The organism is Pseudoalteromonas sp. UG3-2 (assembly GCF_037120705.1).
Lineage (GTDB): Bacteria > Pseudomonadota > Gammaproteobacteria > Enterobacterales > Alteromonadaceae > Pseudoalteromonas.
Genome location: NZ_JAWLJU010000002.1, coordinates 705324 through 725449, shown reverse-complemented (window position 1 = coordinate 725449; position 20126 = coordinate 705324). Strand labels below are relative to the sequence as shown.

The 20126-nt window shown below is 47.6% G+C and carries 14 protein-coding genes; 11 read left to right on the top strand and 3 right to left on the bottom strand.

What is annotated here, in order from left to right:
• The first annotated feature begins 8 nt into the window (after positions 1–8).
• The 10 genes from R3P39_RS06550 to R3P39_RS06505 all read left to right on the top strand — a co-directional run bounded on the left by R3P39_RS06550 (position 9) and on the right by R3P39_RS06505 (position 12260).
• A complete protein-coding gene (locus R3P39_RS06550; RefSeq protein WP_336566436.1) occupies positions 9–1505 on the top strand; it encodes an aldehyde dehydrogenase (NADP(+)) in 1497 nt (498 codons plus the stop codon).
• 111 nt (positions 1506–1616) lie between these two features.
• Positions 1617–2285: a GntR family transcriptional regulator gene (locus tag R3P39_RS06545; RefSeq protein WP_336566434.1), complete on the top strand. Its 669-nt coding sequence runs from the start codon at positions 1617–1619 to the stop codon at positions 2283–2285.
• Positions 2286–2407: 122 nt separating this feature from the next.
• Positions 2408–4312: an acetate--CoA ligase gene (locus tag R3P39_RS06540; protein ID WP_336566433.1), complete on the top strand. Its 1905-nt coding sequence runs from the start codon at positions 2408–2410 to the stop codon at positions 4310–4312.
• Between the two features lie 326 nt (positions 4313–4638).
• Positions 4639–5907: an efflux RND transporter periplasmic adaptor subunit gene (locus tag R3P39_RS06535; protein WP_336566431.1), complete on the top strand. Its 1269-nt coding sequence runs from the start codon at positions 4639–4641 to the stop codon at positions 5905–5907.
• 22 nt (positions 5908–5929) lie between these two features.
• Complete coding sequence (locus R3P39_RS06530; RefSeq protein ID WP_336566430.1) at positions 5930–6625, top strand: ABC transporter ATP-binding protein; 696 nt, start codon at positions 5930–5932, stop codon at positions 6623–6625.
• A 9-nt stretch (positions 6626–6634) separates the two neighbouring features.
• Positions 6635–7996, top strand: coding sequence for an ABC transporter permease (locus R3P39_RS06525; RefSeq protein ID WP_336566429.1), 1362 nt, complete (start codon positions 6635–6637; stop codon positions 7994–7996).
• Positions 7997–7998: 2 nt separating this feature from the next.
• Complete coding sequence (locus tag R3P39_RS06520; RefSeq protein ID WP_336566428.1) at positions 7999–9219, top strand: ABC transporter permease; 1221 nt, start codon at positions 7999–8001, stop codon at positions 9217–9219.
• Positions 9220–9277: 58 nt separating this feature from the next.
• On the top strand, positions 9278–10597 hold the full coding sequence (locus tag R3P39_RS06515) for a sigma-54-dependent transcriptional regulator (protein WP_336566427.1): 1320 nt from the start codon (positions 9278–9280) through the stop codon (positions 10595–10597).
• Positions 10594–11928 carry a sensor histidine kinase gene (locus tag R3P39_RS06510; protein WP_336566426.1) on the top strand — a complete coding sequence of 445 codons (1335 nt, stop codon included), beginning with the start codon at positions 10594–10596 and terminating at the stop codon, positions 11926–11928. The genes R3P39_RS06515 and R3P39_RS06510 overlap by 4 nt, the downstream gene beginning before the upstream one ends.
• Before the next feature lie 176 nt (positions 11929–12104).
• Entirely contained in the window at positions 12105–12260 is a 156-nt protein-coding gene (locus tag R3P39_RS06505; protein WP_336566425.1) for a hypothetical protein, read from the top strand.
• A 92-nt stretch (positions 12261–12352) separates the two neighbouring features.
• Here R3P39_RS06505 and R3P39_RS06500 read toward each other — a convergent pair whose 3' ends face one another.
• Positions 12353–14071 (bottom strand): AMP-binding protein, encoded by a 1719-nt coding sequence (locus tag R3P39_RS06500; RefSeq protein ID WP_336566423.1) that lies wholly within the window; start codon positions 14069–14071, stop codon positions 12353–12355.
• 255 nt (positions 14072–14326) lie between these two features.
• On the opposite strand from R3P39_RS06500, the gene ahr reads away from it, so the two are divergent.
• Positions 14327–15337, top strand: coding sequence for an NADPH-dependent aldehyde reductase Ahr (gene ahr / locus R3P39_RS06495; RefSeq protein WP_336566422.1), 1011 nt, complete (start codon positions 14327–14329; stop codon positions 15335–15337).
• A gap of 72 nt (positions 15338–15409) precedes the next feature.
• Here ahr and R3P39_RS06490 read toward each other — a convergent pair whose 3' ends face one another.
• Both R3P39_RS06490 and R3P39_RS06485 read right to left on the bottom strand, forming a co-directional pair.
• Positions 15410–18583 (bottom strand): efflux RND transporter permease subunit, encoded by a 3174-nt coding sequence (locus R3P39_RS06490; protein ID WP_336566421.1) that lies wholly within the window; start codon positions 18581–18583, stop codon positions 15410–15412.
• 4 nt (positions 18584–18587) lie between these two features.
• Positions 18588–19763 carry an efflux RND transporter periplasmic adaptor subunit gene (locus R3P39_RS06485; RefSeq protein ID WP_336566420.1) on the bottom strand — a complete coding sequence of 392 codons (1176 nt, stop codon included), beginning with the start codon at positions 19761–19763 and terminating at the stop codon, positions 18588–18590.
• Positions 19764–20126: the final 363 nt, after the last annotated feature.

Below are 20126 nucleotides of genomic sequence, written 5' to 3'. Positions count from 1 at the left end.
AGCGAAGCATGAATTTAACAGCAACAAGCTACATCGCAGGCCAATGGCAAGCCGCAACGCAAACTGACACGTTTCAGGCCTTTAACCCAGCTAAAAACCAACCACTTGAGGTGCTATTTCATAATGCCTCTGAGCAGCAAGTAAACCAAGCAGTGACGGCGGCTGAGCAGGCTTTTGTCCAGTATCGCAAGCTACCACTGATAAAGCGTGCTGAGTTTTTAGAAACCATCGCTGAGGAGGTGTTAGCACTGGGCGATGAGCTTATTACCACTACCATGGTTGAAACCAATTTGCCACGTCAGCGCTTAGAAGGTGAGCGGGGGCGCACGGTGAATCAGTTAAAGGCGTTTGCTACGGCATTACGCGATGAGTTAGCCGAGCTGCAGTTAGAAAAAAGCCAAGCCGCAGAGCCTCAGCGACAACCCATACCTAAGCCCAAAACCCAATTAAAACACTTACCGGTAGGCGTAGTAGCAGTGTTTGGCGCCTCGAACTTTCCTTATGCCTTTTCCACATTAGGTGGCGATACTGCAGCGGCATTGGCAGCCGGTTGCCCAGTAGTATATAAGGGACACCCAGCACATCCAGCCACGTGTGAGTTAATGACTCGAGCAATCGCCGCTGCTGTGGTCAAATGCGACATGCCGGCGGGGGTTTTTTCCATGCTACAAGCCAAAACCTATGATGTAGCTCACTGGTTGGTGAAAGCTCCGGCGATTAAAGCGGTCGGCTTTACCGGGTCGTTTAGCGTTGCAAACGCATTGCAACAGACGATTGCCACTCGTGCAGAACCCATTCCTTTTTATGGCGAGCTGGGCAGCACTAATCCACAGTTGCTGTTGCCGCACAAGGCAGTCGAGGAGGGCGCACAAGTGGCTGAGCAATTGGTGCAATCCATGTTAATGGGTAATGGCCAATTTTGCACCAGTCCAGGTCTTTGGTTTGTTCCCAAAGTCGCCAGTGCAGAGTTTATTGCTGCGGTGAAAACTCAAGTCGCCGGCTCGGCTTCCGACACCCTGCTGACCCCTGGGGTCTTGAAAGCGTTTGAGCAAAGCGTGGCAGAGCTTCAAACTCAGCCTGAAGTCGAGTGCTTGCAAGTGGCTACAAAGGCCGAATCGTTTCACGCCGCAGCACAAGTTTACTATTGCGATATTACGGATTTTATCAGCAACGAACCGTTACAGCAGGAAATCTTCGGCCCCGCGGCGCTGGTGGTTGGCTACGAGGATATAGCTCAACTGGAGGAAATGGTTGCGCAATTAGACGGTCAACTTACCGCCAGTGTTCACGGCACAGCAGCCGATCTGCAACAAGCGGATGCGCTAATAGAGGCATTGCAATATCGCGTGGGGCGGCTTATTTATGGTCAAATGCCCACAGGCGTTGAGGTCTGCGCCACCATGAATCATGGCGGGCCATTTCCAGCCTCCACCGATGTCCGCAGTACCTCGGTCGGTCTCGAGGCCTTACGTCGCTTTGTGCGGCCAATTTGTATACAGAGTTAAGCAAAGCCAAGCCCGAAGTTCTGCTCCGGGCTTTTTCTTTATCTCACAAACATGCAATTTTCTGCCAGTTACGTATATAATGACGAGATAAAACAATAACTACGAAATACTATGGCGATTGTACATAAAACTCGAACGCAACTGGTTGCAGAAGCAATTCGTGAAAAAATCCTACTGGGAGAGATCAAGGCAGGTGAGCCGTTAAGGCAAGCAGCACTGGCTGGGGAGTTAAATGTCAGTCGCATTCCCGTGCGCGAGGCCTTATTGCAACTAGAAGCAGAAGGCTTAGTCAATTTTGAAGCGCACAAAGGTGCCACTGTTACTGGTCTCAGCGCCGAGCAAATTGATGAAATTTTTGACTTACGCGCCTTATTAGAGGCGGAATTACTGCGCCACTCCATAAACCATTTAACTGCCAGAGACTTGCTGGAAGCCGAAGCCATTTTAGCTGACTTGGAAGAAGCCATGGCAGCGGGAGACACTCAGCTGGCCACTGGCAAGCTCAACGCCGAATTTCACAACAAGCTTTATAGCAAAGCCGAACGTCCGCAAACCCGTGAACTGGTGGAAATGTATGGCAAAAATTCGGAACGCTATGTGCGTATGCATATCCTTCTTGCAGGTGGCATAACCACAGCCCCAGAGGAGCATCGAACTTTACTAAAGCTTTGCCGAGAAAAAAACGTCGAAGAGGCTTGTCGCTTTTTACAGCAGCACATCACGGCTGCCAAAGACGATATCAAGGCTTTATTACTTAAGCTGGAAAGCGAACAAAAGTAATGGCGCTGGGTTTTAACCCAGACTTTGATCTACATCAGTCATGGCCGACTAAAGTCGAGTCTACTTAGCGGCCAAAGTTAACTATCTTTAATGGATATTCAGGAACAGCTTGGGTAACCATTATGACAACAACGACCTATCAACAGGCATATCAACAATTTCAACAAGACCCAGAAGCATTTTGGCTGCAGCAAGCGGCAAAGCTTGATTGGCACAACGCACCAACTCAGGGCCATAGCCAAGATCAAGATGGCCTAAGCCACTGGTTTAGCGACGGCACCATGAACACCAGCTATTTAGCATTGGATTATCATGTCCAGCAAGGGCGAGGTGAGCAAACCGCCTTGATCTACGATTCACCGGTGAGCAGCACTAAGAGCAAAATTAGCTATGGTGAACTGTTAGACAAGGTAAGCCGCTTTGCAGCAGGGTTACAGAGGTTGGGTGTGGTACCAGGCGACCGCGTGGTGATTTACATGCCAATGGTGCCAGAAGCCGTAGTGGCGATGCTCGCGTGTGCTCGAGTGGGGGCCATTCATTCGGTGGTGTTTGGTGGCTTCGCGCCTCATGAACTGGCCGTGCGTATTGACGATGCCAAGCCAAAGGTAGTGATCAGTGCTTCTTGTGGCATTGAGATTGGCCGTGTCATTGCTTACAAGCCACTGCTTGATGAAGCGTTAACACTGGCATCCCATGATGTTCAAAACTGCATCCTATTGCAACGCGAGGCGTGTGAAGCGCAAATGACTCCGGGTCGTGATCTTGACTGGTTTAGCGTCAGTGAGCAGCCAGAGGGGATAGATGCCATTCCGCTTTCCAGTAACCACCCACTTTATATTCTATACACCTCTGGCACCACCGGCACACCCAAAGGGGTAGTGCGTGAGCAAGGTGGTCATGCCGTGGCACTGAACTACAGCATGGACAGTGTATATGGTATGAAGCCTGGTGAAGTGTTTTGGGCAGCTTCTGACATTGGCTGGGTGGTTGGTCACTCTTATATTGTCTACGGCCCGCTTATTTTTGGTTGTACTACGATACTTTACGAAGGCAAGCCAATTAAAACCCCAGATGCGGGAGCATTTTGGCGGGTGGTGGAAGAGTACCAAGTCAAAGCATTATTTACTGCCCCAACAGCGTTCCGAGCCATCAAAAAAGAAGATCCAGAGGCAAAATTACTGGCAAAGTATGATACCAGTAGTCTGCAAACCCTATTTTTAGCCGGTGAGCGCCTCGATCCGGCCACCTATGAATGGTTACAAAGCAAAACCGCCTTGCCGGTGATTGACCACTGGTGGCAAACCGAAACCGGCTGGGCGATAGCCAGTAACCCAGTGGGCATTGAGCTGTTGCCTACCAAAGCGGGGAGCGCCACTGTACCCACCCCCGGCTATCAAGTCGCAATATTGGATGTTGATGGCACTCCGTGCCAAGCCAATGAACAAGGCGTAGTGGCGATTAAACTGCCACTGCCTCCTGGCTGTTTAACCACTATTTGGAATAACACTGAACGTTTTAGAGGCAGCTATTTAAATCAATATCCTGGCTATTACTTATCTGGCGACGGCGGCTATCTAGATGATGATGGTTACCTCTTTATTATGGGTCGCACCGACGATGTCATTAATGTCGCAGGTCACCGTTTATCCACCGGTGAGATGGAAGAAATTGTCGCGGCGCACACTGACATTGCAGAATGTGCCGTATTTGCAGGGAAAGATGAACTGAAAGGACAAGTGCCTATTGCCATGGTGGTACTCAAAGATGGTAGCAGCGCCAGCGAGGCTGACATCGCCGAACAGATCCGCTTATTGATCCGCGAAAAAATCGGCGCCATTGCCTGTTTAAAAACCATTAAGGTGGTAGAGCGTTTACCGAAAACCCGCTCCGGTAAGATCCTCAGGAAAAACCTTCGCCAGTTGGTGGATGGTGAAAAAATAGTGGTGCCATCAACCATCGACGACCCAGCTATTATTGATGAAATCCAGCAACTATGGCAACGCACAGAAGTGAGCGCTGCGTCTTGAGTTAAGCGGACGCTTTAACATATCCTACCCACTGCTGGCAGCACGATGTTTCGTCGCAGTGGGTAATTTCCCCGCTTTTTATAACACCATGCCCGCCGTTAGCCCTTTGTTTGAATAGGCATGCTCTGAAGCGTGTTGCTTATCGCAGCCCTGGTACTGTTCGTTCTCTGCTGTCCGCGAACTGTCCGCTGTCCGTCCAAGTAATCCTCACTAAAGTTAAATCTAACAAAAAATCCAAGAAAAACAATCATGTAAAGTTTGGCACAGTCTTTGATATTAGTACCTATGAATTAATGCGGACAGTGTGTTGTCCGCCGGGAGGGAAGATGATCAAAGACACCAGTGCACAAGACAAACAACTAGCACGAAAACGCAGCTTTAAAAAGCCACTGTTGCTAGTAGCAGTGATCGCCATAACGGCTACAGGAGTGGGTAGCGCTTGGCCTAGTATTGACCGTATTTTGAGTGCTGAACAAGCTGTGTCTCGTAGTCAAGTTCGCACTGCCACTGTGGTGAAAGGTGATATCAGCGAAGACATTCGTGTTGAGGGTCGCACATTAGCGGCCAATAACCCCGATCTCTACGCCATTGCCGCCGGCACGGTGACCTTACAAGTGCAACCAGGCGATGAAATACAAGCTGGACAGCCACTGTTAACGATTGACAGCCCAGAGCTGACTAACCAATTACTGCAAGAGCAGGCAACCTTTGAGCGTTTACACACTGAGGTCGAGCGTCAACGCATTGCCATCAAGCAGCAGTTGCTAGATACCAAACAACGCATGGAAATGGCGAAAGTGGAACTAGAAGCCGCACAGCGGGAAATGGCGCGAGCAAAACAAAGCATTAGCAAACAGATCATTTCAAAGCTGGAGCTTGAACAGTCTATGGTGGACTTAAAGCGGGCTGAGCTCAAAGAGCAGCATGCGATTGAATCGTTAAAACTGGAACAAGAGCGTTTATCCTTTGAACTAAAAAGCAGTGAGCTGAGCCTAGCAAGACAACAACACATTTTACAAGACGTTCAGCGTCAGGTGGATGCCTTAACCATCACCTCTCCATTGTCGGGCATTGTCGGCACCGTCCATGTGCAGCAAAAGCAATTTGTCCAGCGCGATGCGGCGTTATTATCCCTGGTGGATCTCACGGAGCTGGAGGTCGAAGCCCAGATCCCGGAGCTGTATGCAGAAAACTTAGCCGTGGGCATGGCTGCTGAAGTGTTTATTAATCAATATCAATATCCGGCAAAATTAGTCGCCATTTCACCAGAAGTGGAAGCCGGCAGAGTCAGTGCCAGAGTGCGCTTTACAGAGCAACCACAAGGATTGCGACAAAACCAAAAGGTCTCCACTCGGATAGTGTTGTCACACAAAGCGGCGGTTTTAAAAGTGCGCCGCGGGGCATTCGTGGAAACCGGTGCAGGTCGCTACACCTACACCATTACCGGTGATCAAGCGAAACAAACAGACATCAAACTGGGCGTAAAAAGTATTTCAGAGGTTGAGGTGCTGTCGGGTCTAGAAGCCGGGCAGGAAATCGTGATCTCAAGTCTTGCGCCATTTAACAACAAATCCACCGTATTGTTATCGAAATAATATAAGAATCAAGGAATCACAGATGTTAAAAATGAATAATCTTAGCAAAATCTATCGTACCGAGTTACTGGAAACCCACGCACTAAACGAGGTCAACCTGAGTATTGACGAAGGTGAGTTTATTGCCATTACCGGGCCATCGGGTTCAGGTAAAACCACATTTTTGAATATTGCAGGGCTACTGGAGCGTTTTGAACAAGGCGAATATCTGTTAGATGGCCAAGACGTGGCAAAGCTCAATGACAAACATTTATCACAATTACGAAATGAAAAAATTGGCTTCATTTTTCAGGGCTTTAATCTTATCGCCGATCTGTCTTTGTATGACAACGTGGAAGTACCACTGATATTCCGTGGTATTAAAGCGGCTGAGCGCAAAAAGCGGATCACTGAAGCACTAGAGCTAGTGGGCCTTGCCAGTCGCATGGCACACTTTCCGGCTCAGCTCAGTGGCGGTCAGCAGCAGCGAGTTGCCATTGCCAGAGCATTGGCAGGCAAACCACGGTTTTTATTAGCGGATGAGCCCACAGGTAATCTCGATAGTTTGATGGCAAGGCAGGTCATGGACTTACTGCAAGAGGTTAACCGCTCAGGCACGACTTTGATTATGGTGACCCATGATAATGAGTTAGCTAGTCGCGCTGGTCGCAATATACAAATTCTCGACGGCGAGCTGAGCGATATCACCAAATCTCAGCTAACCGAGCTGGCAGTGTAGGAGAAGGCCATGAAGGAACTGTTTTTATTGGCTTGGCAAGGGTTTAAGCAAAAACCAAAACTAAGCGTATTAATGATCATTAATCTGGCTGTGGGGATCACCTTGATGTTGACCATGTCGGCGATTGTGAAACAAAGTAGCAGCGAAGTCATTGGTTATAAAGGCGAGCGTCTATACACCGTGGGGTTAAATTTTTATAACCAAGACCAAGACGTTGCCGATTTTAACCAGTACCCAAGGCTGACCTATAAAGACGCTATGGCGTTAAAGCAAGCGGAGTTACCCTATGAGCAGCTGTCGCTGAATTATACTACCGAGTTTATTGTTGGACTGGAAGATAATTCGGTCAGGCCGATCAGTGTCGAAGCGGCGGCAACCGACCATCAGCTGTTTGCGATTTTGGATGCGCCTTTTATTTATGGCCAATCTTGGACGCCGGAGCTCGAGCAAAGCGCCAGTGCTGTGGTGGTGCTGAGTAAAAATGCAAACGATCAATTATTTGCAGGCGAAAACTCGGTGGGTCAGTTTGTGCAGGTGAAAGGCGAGCAACTGCAAGTGGTTGGGGTGGTCGATTTGACTCGCTATAAACGCCGCTTTCAAGATCTTACCTTTAGCAACAATTACAATCACGATGCCTTTGTGCCTTTGTCCTTTGCGTTACAACAGAACTACGACAGAACGCAGTTAGTCACCTGTAAAACCGCACAATTGTATTCCGATGTTAACCCAAGACGGGGTGACGCTGCAGCACTAAACAATGCTGAATGTGGTTATTTAGTGGCATGGTTACAATATCAACCTGATCAAATCGCTGCGCAAAAAGCCAGCACCATCGACTGGCTGCGTAATTATATCGCCAAAGAGCAGGAACTGGGCCGTTTTGAGCACAGCAACCTGATCACCATGTTAAGCATGTCTGAGCTGTATATTATGATCCAGCGCTATATGGCGTGGGAAGCAATTTACCTTACTTTCTCGTATTTGCTGTTTGCCATTTGCTTGGTGAATACCATCGGGATCCTACTGGCTAAATTTCAAGCCAATCGCAAGCTCACCGCGCTGTATCGCGCCCTTGGAGCCAATCGCGCGATGATCATGAAAATCCATTTTTTAGAAATTTCCATATTAACCAGCGTCGCGGTAGTGGTGGGTTTTGTCTTTGCATTCGCCGGGCTAGAGCTTATGTTCCATTTGCGCATGTACCAGTCAGATTATATGGCCTTGGCTGAGCAAGTTAGGCAAATCTATCAGTTTGATGGTCAGCTGGCGCTGATAACTACACTTGGTATTTTTGCCGCAGTGGCGTTATCGGCTTTTTATCCGGTATATCGCAGTAGCCGCATCTCTCCAGCTTCACAACTTAGGGGGTAATCATGGCGATTAAACACATTTTAAAACTACTATTGCAACAAAAAGGCATTTCGCTACTGATTATTCTGCAAGTGGCTATCACGGTGATGATTGTCAGTAATACCGCCTTTATCAGTTATGCGACATTACAAAACTGGTTAATTCCTTCCAAACTGGAAGAACAGCAAATATTAAATGTCACTACACGGGTGTTTGATAATAACATCGAAATAGCTTCTTTAATCGAGCAAGACATTCGGGCCATGGAAGCGGTGCCTGGGGTAACGGCGGCAAGTTACGCCAGCCATGAACTGGTATTAGACAGCCAAGGCCCTGGTTGGACCATGTTTAAAGATACTCAGCCAGAAACCGATTACCGTGTGTTTGGGTATTTTGGCCTAGATGAAAAGGGCATTGATGTCTTGGGATTAAAGGTCATTGCAGGGCGACGTTTTTATCCTAGTGAATACATTAAAGGCAACCATCAGAGTAACAACGCTGGGGTGATTATGATCAGTGAAGAACTCAGCGAAGCCTTGTTCGGCGATGACTCAGCTTTAGGGCAAACCGTTTATGTTTCGCGACAACGCATTGCACACCGGGTGATTGGTGTGTATCAAGGTAAAATGCTTGGCGAGAGTGCCACTTACTCACAGCAACAATATCACTCTGGCATAGTACCTGAAGTACTCTGGGGTAACCGACAAAAGCTTAATTACCTTGTACGGGTCGCTGAAGGCGTTCCTGAAAGCGTATTACAACAAGTCGAGACCGCGTTGTATCACACTCCTGGCAGAATGGTGCAGCGGGTAGAATACGCCGCTCGGGCTAAAAAGCGCCTTTGGGATGGTCGCAGCACATTTGCCTTCACCATGAGCGGTATCAGTTTGATCGCTTGTATCGTGACCGCGATGGGGATAATTGCTTTAGTGAACTTTTCGGTTAATTTACGTAAAAAAGATCATGGAGTCTTACGGGCATTAGGGGCATCACGGTCGATGGTGATGACGACATTAATAAAAGAGAATACCATTTTAGTCTTTATTGGCTTAGTGTTAGGGTTCGCGTTGGCAATTTTACTGTATTATTTCTTAATGAATACTGTTCGTGTACAAAGTGTGGTTGAATTGCCATTATTAGTGGCAGTGGCACTCTTTACTTGGTTAATTAGTACGCTAGCTGTGTACTTACCTGCTCGAGAGGCAGCCAAAGTATCGCCGGCGCAAGTAACCAAAGCGAGCTAAAAAATAATAATAATGCCAGCCTAAGTGGGCTGGCGAACGTTCAAGGAATCGTTACTTCATGAGTGTATTGGTTATAGATGATAACCCCGATGTGATCCAAGCCATTAAGGTCTTACTGTTATTGAACGATATTCCCTGTGAAGGGGTAACAGCGCCGCAGCTAGGGTTGGATAAACTGCGCTCTAAGCAGTTTGATCTGGTGATCCAAGACATGAACTTTACCCGCGACACCACCAGTGGCGAAGAGGGCAAAGCGTTATTTCGAGCAATTCGGGATATCGAACCTGACTTACCAATAATCTTATTAACGGCGTGGGCCAATCTTGAAATGGCTGTGGAGTTGATAAAAGAGGGCGCGGCTGACTATTTAGCTAAGCCCTGGAAAGATCATAAGCTGGTCACTTCAGTAAAAAACCTAGTAGAAATGCGTGAGCTACAAGAGCAAGTCAACCAAGTGTCAGCACAGCGCCAATCACGATTACAACACTTACAACAGCACTTTGATTTGTGCTCAGTGGTGGTTGCCGACTCGGCGATGTTAAGTTTATTGGAGATGGCCACTCAAGTCGCTGACTCCGATGCGCCCATTCTGATCACCGGTCCCAACGGCGCAGGTAAAGAAAAAATCGCTGAAATCGTACAGGCTAATAGCAGCTATCGAGATAAGCCCTTTATCAAAGTCAATGCCGGTGCCATTCCGGCTGAGTTAATTGAAGCGGAGCTGTTTGGTGTTGAGTCTGGTGCCTATACCGGCGCACAAAAAGCTCGAGCCGGACGTTTTGAGGCGGCTGACGGCGGTACGTTATTTTTAGATGAAATTGGTAATTTGTCATTGGCAGGGCAACAAAAGTTGTTGCGAGTATTACAAAGTGGTGAGTTTGAGCGAGTTGGCAGTACCCGCACCACCAAAGTCAATGTGCGAGTCATTAGCGCCACCAACACTGACTTAGTTCAGGCGATAAACAGCGGTGCATTTCGTGAAGATTTATATTACCGCCTTAACATGGTTGAATTAAAGCTCCCGCCGTTAAGTGAGCGCAAAGAAGACATCCCTGTATTGGTAGAACACTTTTTGGCAAAAGGAAAATCGATCAGCGACGCCGCCATGAAGCAATTAAAACGTTATAGCTGGCCCGGGAACGTTCGTGAATTACAAAACATCATTGGTCGCGCTGCGCTTCTTTGCAACCAAAGTGAAATCGATTGCGAGCACTTGGCATTGCCTGAACAGCAACATAGCCAACAGCTAGAATACACGCAAGCGGATATCGAGGCGGCATTGGCCAATGCCGATGGCGTTGTCAGTAAAGCGGCAAGGCAGCTTGGGCTTAGTCGCCAAGCTTTATATCGGCGCATGGAAAAGTTTGGTTTAAAATGATGATCTCACTGCAAGCGGCGGTTTTTATTTGTCTCTGTTTGGCACTGCTGGTGTTAACCCTCTGCGTACTGGCTTTTACCGCCTTGGCATGGCCACTGCATTTAGCCCTTATAATAGGCTTATTGTTGAGCCTGTTGGTGGGACTATTTAGCAGTGCTTACTTTTTTCGCCGCCATCAGCAACTGATTGATTGTTTGCGTGACGGTATTCGCAGCTTTAAAGACGAAGATTTCTCGGTGCAAATCACCCATTTAGAAAGCATCGAAATGAGTGAGCTGATCGCCGAATACAACAAGCTGTCATCAACCTTAAAGAAACAGCGCCATGCCAGCAGTCAGCGTGAGCTATTACTCGACACCATTTTACAAGTGTCTCCGGTGTCGATTATTTTGCTAAATCAATTTGAGCAAATTGTTTACGCCAATAACAAAGCCGCGTCACTGCTGAATACCCAGCAACCTCTTAATGGTCTCGTGTTGCATCAGGCCATTGCGTGTGCTGATGCTAAGCTGCAGGCGACGTTATTGCAGCAAGAGTCTGGATTTGTCACCTTTCAACTCAATGAAGAAAAACAAAGCTTTCATTTTTCACGCCAGCACATCGTGCTCAATCACCAGCCTCATGTATTACTGATGTGTCAGAACCTATCCAATGAAATGAGTCGTCAAGAGCTGAATTTGTGGAAAAACGCCATTCGTTTAATTAGCCATGAACTAAATAACTCCCTTGCGCCCATTTCGTCATTAACCAACTCAGCCAACACCATTGTAGAAAAAAGCAGTACCTCGCAAAACCCTGAGTTGATTAAGTTGTTGCCCGAGATGCTCGAAACCATTAATCGCCGCACCGAAAATCTATCGGAGTTTGTCGCCAAATACAGTGAATTTGCGCGCTTACCAGCGCCAAGCATATCAAAACAAGCCCTGGCCCCCATTTTACGCTCCGTAGAGCAGCTCTATCCATTTCAGCTGCTGGCCGACATCCCCTGTGAGCATGCTTATTTTGATCCGGTGCAAATTGAGCAGGTATTGATTAATGTGTTAAAAAACGCCCATGAGTCAGGCTCCAACGCCGCAGACATAGGGGTTAAATTACTGATTGATTACCAGCGCTTAATTGTCGCCATTGTCGACCGCGGAGAAGGCATGGAAGAACAAAAGCTGGCCAATGCGGTGTTACCTTTTTTCTCCACTAAACCCAGCGGCACTGGCATTGGGTTAAGTATTTGCAACGAGGTGGCGGTAGCCCACGGAGGCCAATTAAAACTCTGTAACCGTGAAAAGGGTGGGCTAATGGTGCAATTTGACTTGCCACTTTGTGAGCCTGCTTAGAATAAAGAAAGCTTAGATACGTCTAAATAGTAAAGCCGGACATTGTAATGAATGATTAATGGCTTGATACTGTTACCATAGAGGTTCATTCGGCCGCGGTACTGCTAGATACTAGTGGTAACGTAACAAAAACAGTCTTGTGTTTTAATTTTTTAGTTCTCAAAAGGAGTTTGTCAGTGGAAAACATCGCTTTTATATTTGCTATTATGGGCATGAGCATGGGGCTAATTGGCTTCACATTTGGCCTAATAGCCATGACAAAAGTAGATAAGCTTGAAAAGCAGCTGGCAAAACTAGAACTGCTGGAGCGGCCCTCTGAGCGCGAAGAGTGAATGTTCTGAATAGTTCACTCACTCTTTTTGCTGATTTTAATCTCCATTCGCTGTGCTATAGCCAAACTAGCAGCTATCAGCTCAGCGAGCAGTTAAAGTGACTCTTTCATAGCAGCCAGTTCATCTTCCATTTGTTCACGCATCTTAAACTTTTGCAGCTTACCAGTGACGGTCATGGGATATGCATCAACCAGCTTGATGTGTTTGGGCACTTTAAAATAGGCCAGTTTATCTTTTAGGTAGTCTCTGATGTCACTTTCATCGATGTAGTGGCCGGGTTTTAATTGCACCCAAGCGCATACCTCTTCGCCATACTTGTCATCTTTGATGCCAAATACCGCAGCATCTAAAATGTCATGGTGGTGATACAAGACTTCTTCAATTTCTTTCGGGTAAATGTTTTCACCGCCGCGAATGATCATGTCTTTAATGCGACCAACAATACTGACATAGCCTTCTTGGTCCATTACACCCAGATCGCCAGAATGCAGCCAGCCGTCATTATCGATGGTGGCAGCGGTTTTTTCTTGGTCCTGCCAATACCCTTGCATGACACAGTAGCCCCGCGCACAAACCTCACCAGGTGTGCCGATGGGCGCAATATGACCGAGTTCATCAATGATTTTTACCTCGGTGTGTGGCATTGCCCGACCCACCGTCTGAGTTCGCTTAGCGATGGAAGAGTCGATTTCAGTGATGTTATTGATGGGGCTGCATTCGGTTTGACCGTAGCCGATCAGCACATCTGTCATGTGCATGTCTGTCTGAACTTGGCGCATTAATTTTTCTGGGCAAGTAGCACCAGCCATCACCCCAGTCCGTAAGCTAGATAGATCAAACTTGTTAAACTCAGGCTGTTCTAATTGGGCTATAAACATCGTCGGCACACCATGCAGAGCCGTACAACGTTCCTGCTCAACCACTTTAAGGGTTTGCAGTGGCTCAAAGCTACTGTCTGGGAACACGGCACACGCGCCTTTACTAATACACACTAAGTTACCCAACACCATACCAAAACAGTGATACAGCGGCACCGGAATACACAACCTATCTTGCTCTGTGAGTTGCATAGCATTGGCCACTAACAGGCCATTGTTCAAAATGTTACGGTGAGTTAGGGTGGCGCCCTTCGGGTTGCCTGTGGTGCCTGAAGTAAATTGGATATTGATGGCTTGATCGGCGGTTAGATTGCTGGCGATGGCATCCATTTCCAAGTAGTGAGCGTCCGTGGCTTGGTTAATTAATGTGGTGAAATTCATAAAGCCGGGTTCGGGCTCAGAGTCGATTAACACTAACTGCTTCAGCGCTGGTAAACGTTTAGCCTGCAACTCGCCAAACAGACAATGATACGACTCAGGTGCCAGCTCTCGTATCATGTCTACATAATGACTCTGTTTAAACGATTTCGCCATCACTAACATTTTGCAGTCAACGTTGTTTAACACAAATTCCAATTCGCTCGGGCGATAGGCGGGGTTAATGCAGACCATAATGGCGCCGATTTTAGCACTAGCGAACTGCACCAGGCTCCATTCGATGTTATTAGGTGACCAAATGCCAATGCGATCCCCTGGGCGGATCCCAACGGCGAGCATGCTAGCAGCAAGCTGATTAATCTTGGCAAGGTATTGGCGGTAACTTAAACGCACCTCTTGATGGCAGACGACAATGGCGTCACGCTCCGGATAATTGTCGACAATATCTTCAAGATACGCACCTATGGTCTGAGACGAAAGTACACTGGCCTGACTGCCCTTGAAATAGCTTTTATTGCGATTATTGGTTTCTAAGTTGATGTTGTTTGAGTTCATATCTAATCCTTGCTGTGGCTGAACGGCTTGTTGTTATTTAACCCTTGTTACTACAGTGATAACTTAATTGTCGACAAGATCAAGAGAAGCGGGATGAAAAACCCAGAATTAAGACTAATGGCTATACTCATGTAATGCGTATTGCGATGAGACAACAATTTACGTTGGCGTTGATCAATCTGACTTTGTTATCGTATCAGACTAGTCACATCGACTTTTACGTGGTCGAAACTAAAAAGAAAGGAAGGAAATACTATGAGCATTAATGCCTATGCTGCACAACAAGCAGGCGGTAAATTAGAGCCTTATTCGTATGAACCGGGAGAGCTTGCTGCACAAGACGTCGAAATTGCTGTGGAATACTGTGGTATTTGCCACTCCGACCTATCCATGATCGACAACGAGTGGGGCATGAGTGAATACCCGCTGGTGGCGGGACATGAGGTCATTGGCCGTGTAACCCAAGTTGGCGAGCAAGTGCAAGGCCTCAGCGTTGGGCAAAAAGTCGGTCTCGGTTGGCACAGCGATTATTGTGGTCATTGTCCTAGCTGCGACAGCGGTGATGAAAACCTCTGTGGCGATGCACAAGGCACTATTATTGGTCACCACGGTGGTTTTGCTGATAAGGTCAGAGCCAATGCCAAAAGCGTTGTGGCGTTACCAGAGCAACTTGATTTAAAAACCGCAGGTCCGCTGTTTTGCGGTGGCATTACCGTGTTTAACCCTTTGGTGCAATTTGATGTTAAGCCTACTGACAAAGTGGCTGTCATAGGGATCGGTGGTTTAGGGCACTTGGCGCTGCAGTTTTTAAACGCGTGGGGCTGTGAAGTGACGGCATTCACCTCCAGTGAAAGTAAAGCTGAAGAAGCCAAGTCATTTGGCGCCCATCATATTATTAACTCGCGTTCAGAATCCGAGCTTGAGCAAGCGGCAGGGCAGTTTGACTTTATTATTTCCACGGTGAACGTCAAGCTGGACTGGAATGCTTATATTAATACCCTAAAACCTAAGGGCCGTTTACACTTTGTTGGTGCCACGTTAGAGCCATTGGATTTGAGCTTATTCGGCTTATTGCTAGGGCAACGCAGTGTCTCGGCTTCGCCGGTGGGAAGCCCAGCAACCATAGCGCAAATGCTGGAGTTTGCTGCGCAGCATAACATTGCACCGCAAATTGAGCTGTTCGATTTTACCGAGATTAATCAGGCATTGGATCATTTGCGCGAAGGTAAAGCGCGCTATCGGATTGTGCTGCAACATAACAGCTAATACAGTCTAACTGTCTTTTTGATAGAGCAGTTAGTTAAAAGCCCGCAATTGCGGGCTTTTTCTTTGCTAGAGTTAGGCGAGGCCTTCATCGGTTTCGACGTGTTCCTCTTTATGATGCTTGGCAATTTCATCACGTAGCGCTTGTTTACTGCGCTTTTCTGACACTCGTCTTGCCATTAACCAATAGAAGAACAACGGCAAAAAGAACACCGCCAGGAACGTGGCTGATAGCATGCCACCCATGACCCCAGTACCGACACTGTGTCTTGCTCCAGCACCAGCACCAGAACTAAGCACCAGGGGCACAACACCGAGGATAAACGCCAGTGAAGTCATAATAATCGGTCTAAATCGTAATCGTGCCGCTTCCAATGCTGCCGTTGCTGGGCTCCAGCCCTGCTGATATTTCATCAGTGCATATTCCACAATTAAGATGGCATTTTTACTGGCAAGACCCAGTAACGTCACCAAACCAATTTGGAAGTACACATCGTTGGTTAATCCGGCAATCCAAATCGACACCAATGCACCAAAAGTACCAAACGGCAGGGCTAGCATCACCGACAATGGCAATGACCAGCGTTCATAAAGGGCCGCTAGGATTAAGAATACCATGATCACCGCCATGCCAAGAGCAATGCCTGTAGTGCCAGTATTTTGCTTTTCTTGATACGCCGAGCCGGTCCACTCGTAGGTCATATCCGGTGGCAATACCTCTGCGGCAATGCGCTCAAACTCGGCAATCGCCTGACCTGAACTGTATCCTGGCGCCGCTTCACCCATTAGTTTAACCGCTGACAAGTTATTGTAACGATTCATGGTTTCTGGGCCACGACTGTATTCAATGTCAGTAAAGGCAGAAATTGGAACCATTTCACCGCGATTATTTTTAACATAGATACGGCCAACGTCTTCTGGGGTCATTCTAAATTCGGCCTCGGCAGACATGATCACCTGCCAAGCACGACCAAATTTATTAAAGTCATTGACGTAATAGTTGCCTAAATTCGCGGCTAAGGCATTAAACGCAGAGTTAATATTAACCCCCATAGCGCGTGCCTGCTCACGATCCATATTCACTTTTAACTGCGGAGCATCCGGTCGCCAAAGGGTTTGTAAGCTGGCTAACACAGGGCTTTTTTGCGCTTCAGCGGTTAATAGCTGCATGCCTTGTTTGAGCTTTTCAGGATCGGTACTGCCTTTATTTTGCAAGAACACTTCGAAGCCACCGGTGGTGCCAAGACCAAAAATAGGCGGTGGGTTGAAGGCCAACACTAAGGCTTCATTGATCCCCGCGGTCTTCATAAACAGCTCGTTGACCAAATCTTTGGCTTCGACATCACGCTCATCCCAATGGGTTTGGGTGACGAACATGGTTGCTGCATTATTTTTAAAGCCGCCGCCAATAAAGTCCATGCCGGTAAACGACACCACGTTTTCATTCGCCGGGTTCGACTTTGCCGCTGCGATCACCTTATCTGCTACCTCTGCGGTGCGTTCCAATGATGAGCCATCCGGTAAAAATACCGCAATCATGTAGTAGCCCTGATCTTCATCCGGTACTAATGAACTTGGGGTTTTTTGCCATAGCATGGCGGTTGCACTGATCATGGCAATCATTAAGGTGAGACCAATAAAGCCACGGCGTACCATAAAGCTTACTGTACCAACGTAGCGGTTAGTGACACGGTGGAACCAATCGTTAAACCACAAAAAGAATTTCGCGGTTTGCTTGTGCTCATGCTTTAACAACATCACACACAGAGCTGGCGTCATGGTTAGGGCAACCACACCAGACAAACTCACCGAAATCGAAATGGTAATGGCAAATTGACGGAACAACTCGCCGGTTAAGCCCCCTAAAAAGGCAATGGGGACAAACACCGAGCACAATACCAGCACGATGGCGACCACAGGGCCGCTGACCTCTTGCATAGCTTTAATTGCCGCTTCACGCGCTTGTAGCCCTTGTTCGTGCATGATCCGCTCAACGTTTTCCAGCACCACGATGGCATCATCGACGACAATACCAATGGACAACACCATGCCGAATAAGGTTAAGGTGTTGATGGAGTAGCCCAGCATGTACATGCCGGCAAACGTGCCCAGCAAGGATACTGGCACCGCCAAAGTGGGGATCAAGGTGGCGCGCCAGTTTTGTAAAAACAAGTACACCACTAAGAATACCAACACCATGGCCTCACCTAAGGTGATTAACACCTCACGAATTGAGACTTCCACAAAGCGCGTGGTGTCGTAAGAGTTTACGTGTGAAAGACCAGTGGGAAATTGTGGCTTAATTGCTTCAATTTCTGCCTCTACTGCAGTCGCCACATCCAGCGCATTGGCACCAGGTTGCAAAAAGACCCCAAGCAATACCGCTTCTTTGCCGTTAAGCGTACCTTGGAAGTTGTAGTCTTTAGAACCAAGCTCCACTCGAGCTACGTCTTTTAAGCGTAAGGTGGAACCATCTGGGTTAGCACGAATAATGATATTTTCAAATTCTTCGGCAGTGGATAAGCGACCTTTTGCCGTCATACTGTATACCAAGGATTGTTCATCTTGCGCTGTTGGTGTAGCACCAATACTGCCTGCAGCATACTGTGAGTTTTGCTCACGAATGGCGCCGGCCACTTCATCAGCCGTGACCGATAATTGGCTCATGATGTCAGGACGCAGCCAAATTCGCATGGCATAGTCTTTGGCACCAAAGATTTGCACATTGGTGGTACCAGGAATACGCTTAACGCGGTCGAGAATATTCATGGTGATGTAGTTCGACGTCCAAAGACTGCTGCGACTGCCATCTGGAGAATAAAAGGCATGCACTTGCAAGAAGTTTGATGAGGTTTTTTGTACTACCACGCCTTGGCGGCGAGTTTCTTCTGGTAACCTGGCTTCCACTTGCTTGACGCGGTTATTGACATCCACCGCTGCCTGATCGACATCGGTGCCAATTTCAAACGTCACGGCAATGGTAGTAACGCCCGAATTGGTACTGGTGGAAGTCATATACATCATGCCTTCAACACCGGTAATGGCGTTCTCGATGGGAGTCGCGACCGTTTGTTCTAGTACATCGGCCGAGGCGCCCGGGTAAACTGCACGTACTTCTACTTGGGGAGGAGCAATTTCAGGGTACTGCGCCACGGGCAAACTGCGCATGGCCGCAAGGCCTGCCAGTACAATCACGATTGAAATAACAAACGCGAATATGGGTCGATTAATAAAATAGCGAGAGAACATCCGATTACGCTCCTTGTTCGCTCACGTTAACCGGCATGCCGGGGAAGAAAATACGCGCCATGCCTTCAACAATTACAGGTTGCCCTGGTTTTAGTCCAGAGCTGATCACCCACATGTTCTCACCGTTAAGCTTAACCCATTCACCCACTTTCACCGGTGCTGGCAAAGCGACAGTGACACCTTTTTCGTTTTGTGTTGCGATATAAACGAATTTACCTGTGCCATTGTCTAGTACTGCTTTTTGCGGCACCACGATGGCATTGTTTCTCACCGCACCAGAGAGGCGAACTCGAACAAATTGCCCAGGACGCAGCTCTCCATCTGGGTTGTCAATGCGCGCTTGCAATTCGCTGGTGCCGGTGTGGCGGTTAACACGGACGTCACTGAAGTTGACTTTGCCTACTTGGCCATAAACGGAACCGTCTTGCAAAATAACCGTGGTATCGAACTCATTATTTTCAGGTAAGCTCAAGGTCCCAGCTTCAACGTCTTTGCGCATGGCCAATTGTTCACGCTCGGAAAAACCAAAACGAGCACGAATGGTACTGGTATCGGTCAGCTCAGTCAGCAGCACACTAGGGCCAGAAACATAACTGCCTTCTGACATCAACTCTCTGCCCATAATGCCCGACACTGGCGCTTTTACCTGAGCGTATTCGAGGTTTAATTGCGCTTCTTTTAATGCCACTCTGGCCGACTCTAGGTTGGCTTGCGCAATTTCATAGGCCGACACTGAGTTGTCAAAGTCGCGTTTTGATACTGAGCGCTCATTTTTTAACCTTTCCAGTCGTTTGCTTTCGCGGCGCGTTTGCGCGACATTGGCCTCGGCTGCTTGCAGTTCCGCTTCGGCTTTTTCTACCGCCAGCTTAAAAGGCTCTAATTCAATGGTAAATAAAGAATGTCCAGCTTTAATAAACTGACCTTCTTCAAAATTACGAGACTCAATAATGCCTGCGACTCGAGCGCGGATCTCGACCTCTTTGTCACCGGCAAGGGTTGCCGGTAATTCGATATCGAAGGGGACTGATTGTTGGCTAACCTCTTGCACACTCACTTGGGCTGGTGGCATACCGCCACCTTGGCCTGATTTTGGTGCTTCTGAGCATGCACTAAGAGTGCCCAGCGCAAGGAGTAAAAAAGATAATTGTTTTACACGACTGCGTATTAATGCTGGATACATGAATACTCCAATTCCTATATGATCGTTATTGCTACTTTAACCTGTGATGGCCAAAGAACTGCCTTGTTATTGTCAATTTCACCCCATACTGGATGCAATACAGTGGAGTTATTAATTCTGTTGTCACTTTTACCACACCAAAGTAAAAGTCTAATGCCTAGTCACCGAGAAGTATAATATTTAATCACTTATTCGGTGGTTCAGCTCGACAAATTAACAAGTAAACGCTAGTGTATACTTTGTAACGTAAAAGGTAAACGCTTCCGTGTACATTTATCCGAATAAAGTAAACACTGGTGTATACTTTTTATTAAGGGTAAGTTTGATTACAATGACATAGAAGGCGATTTTACTTAGCATTGA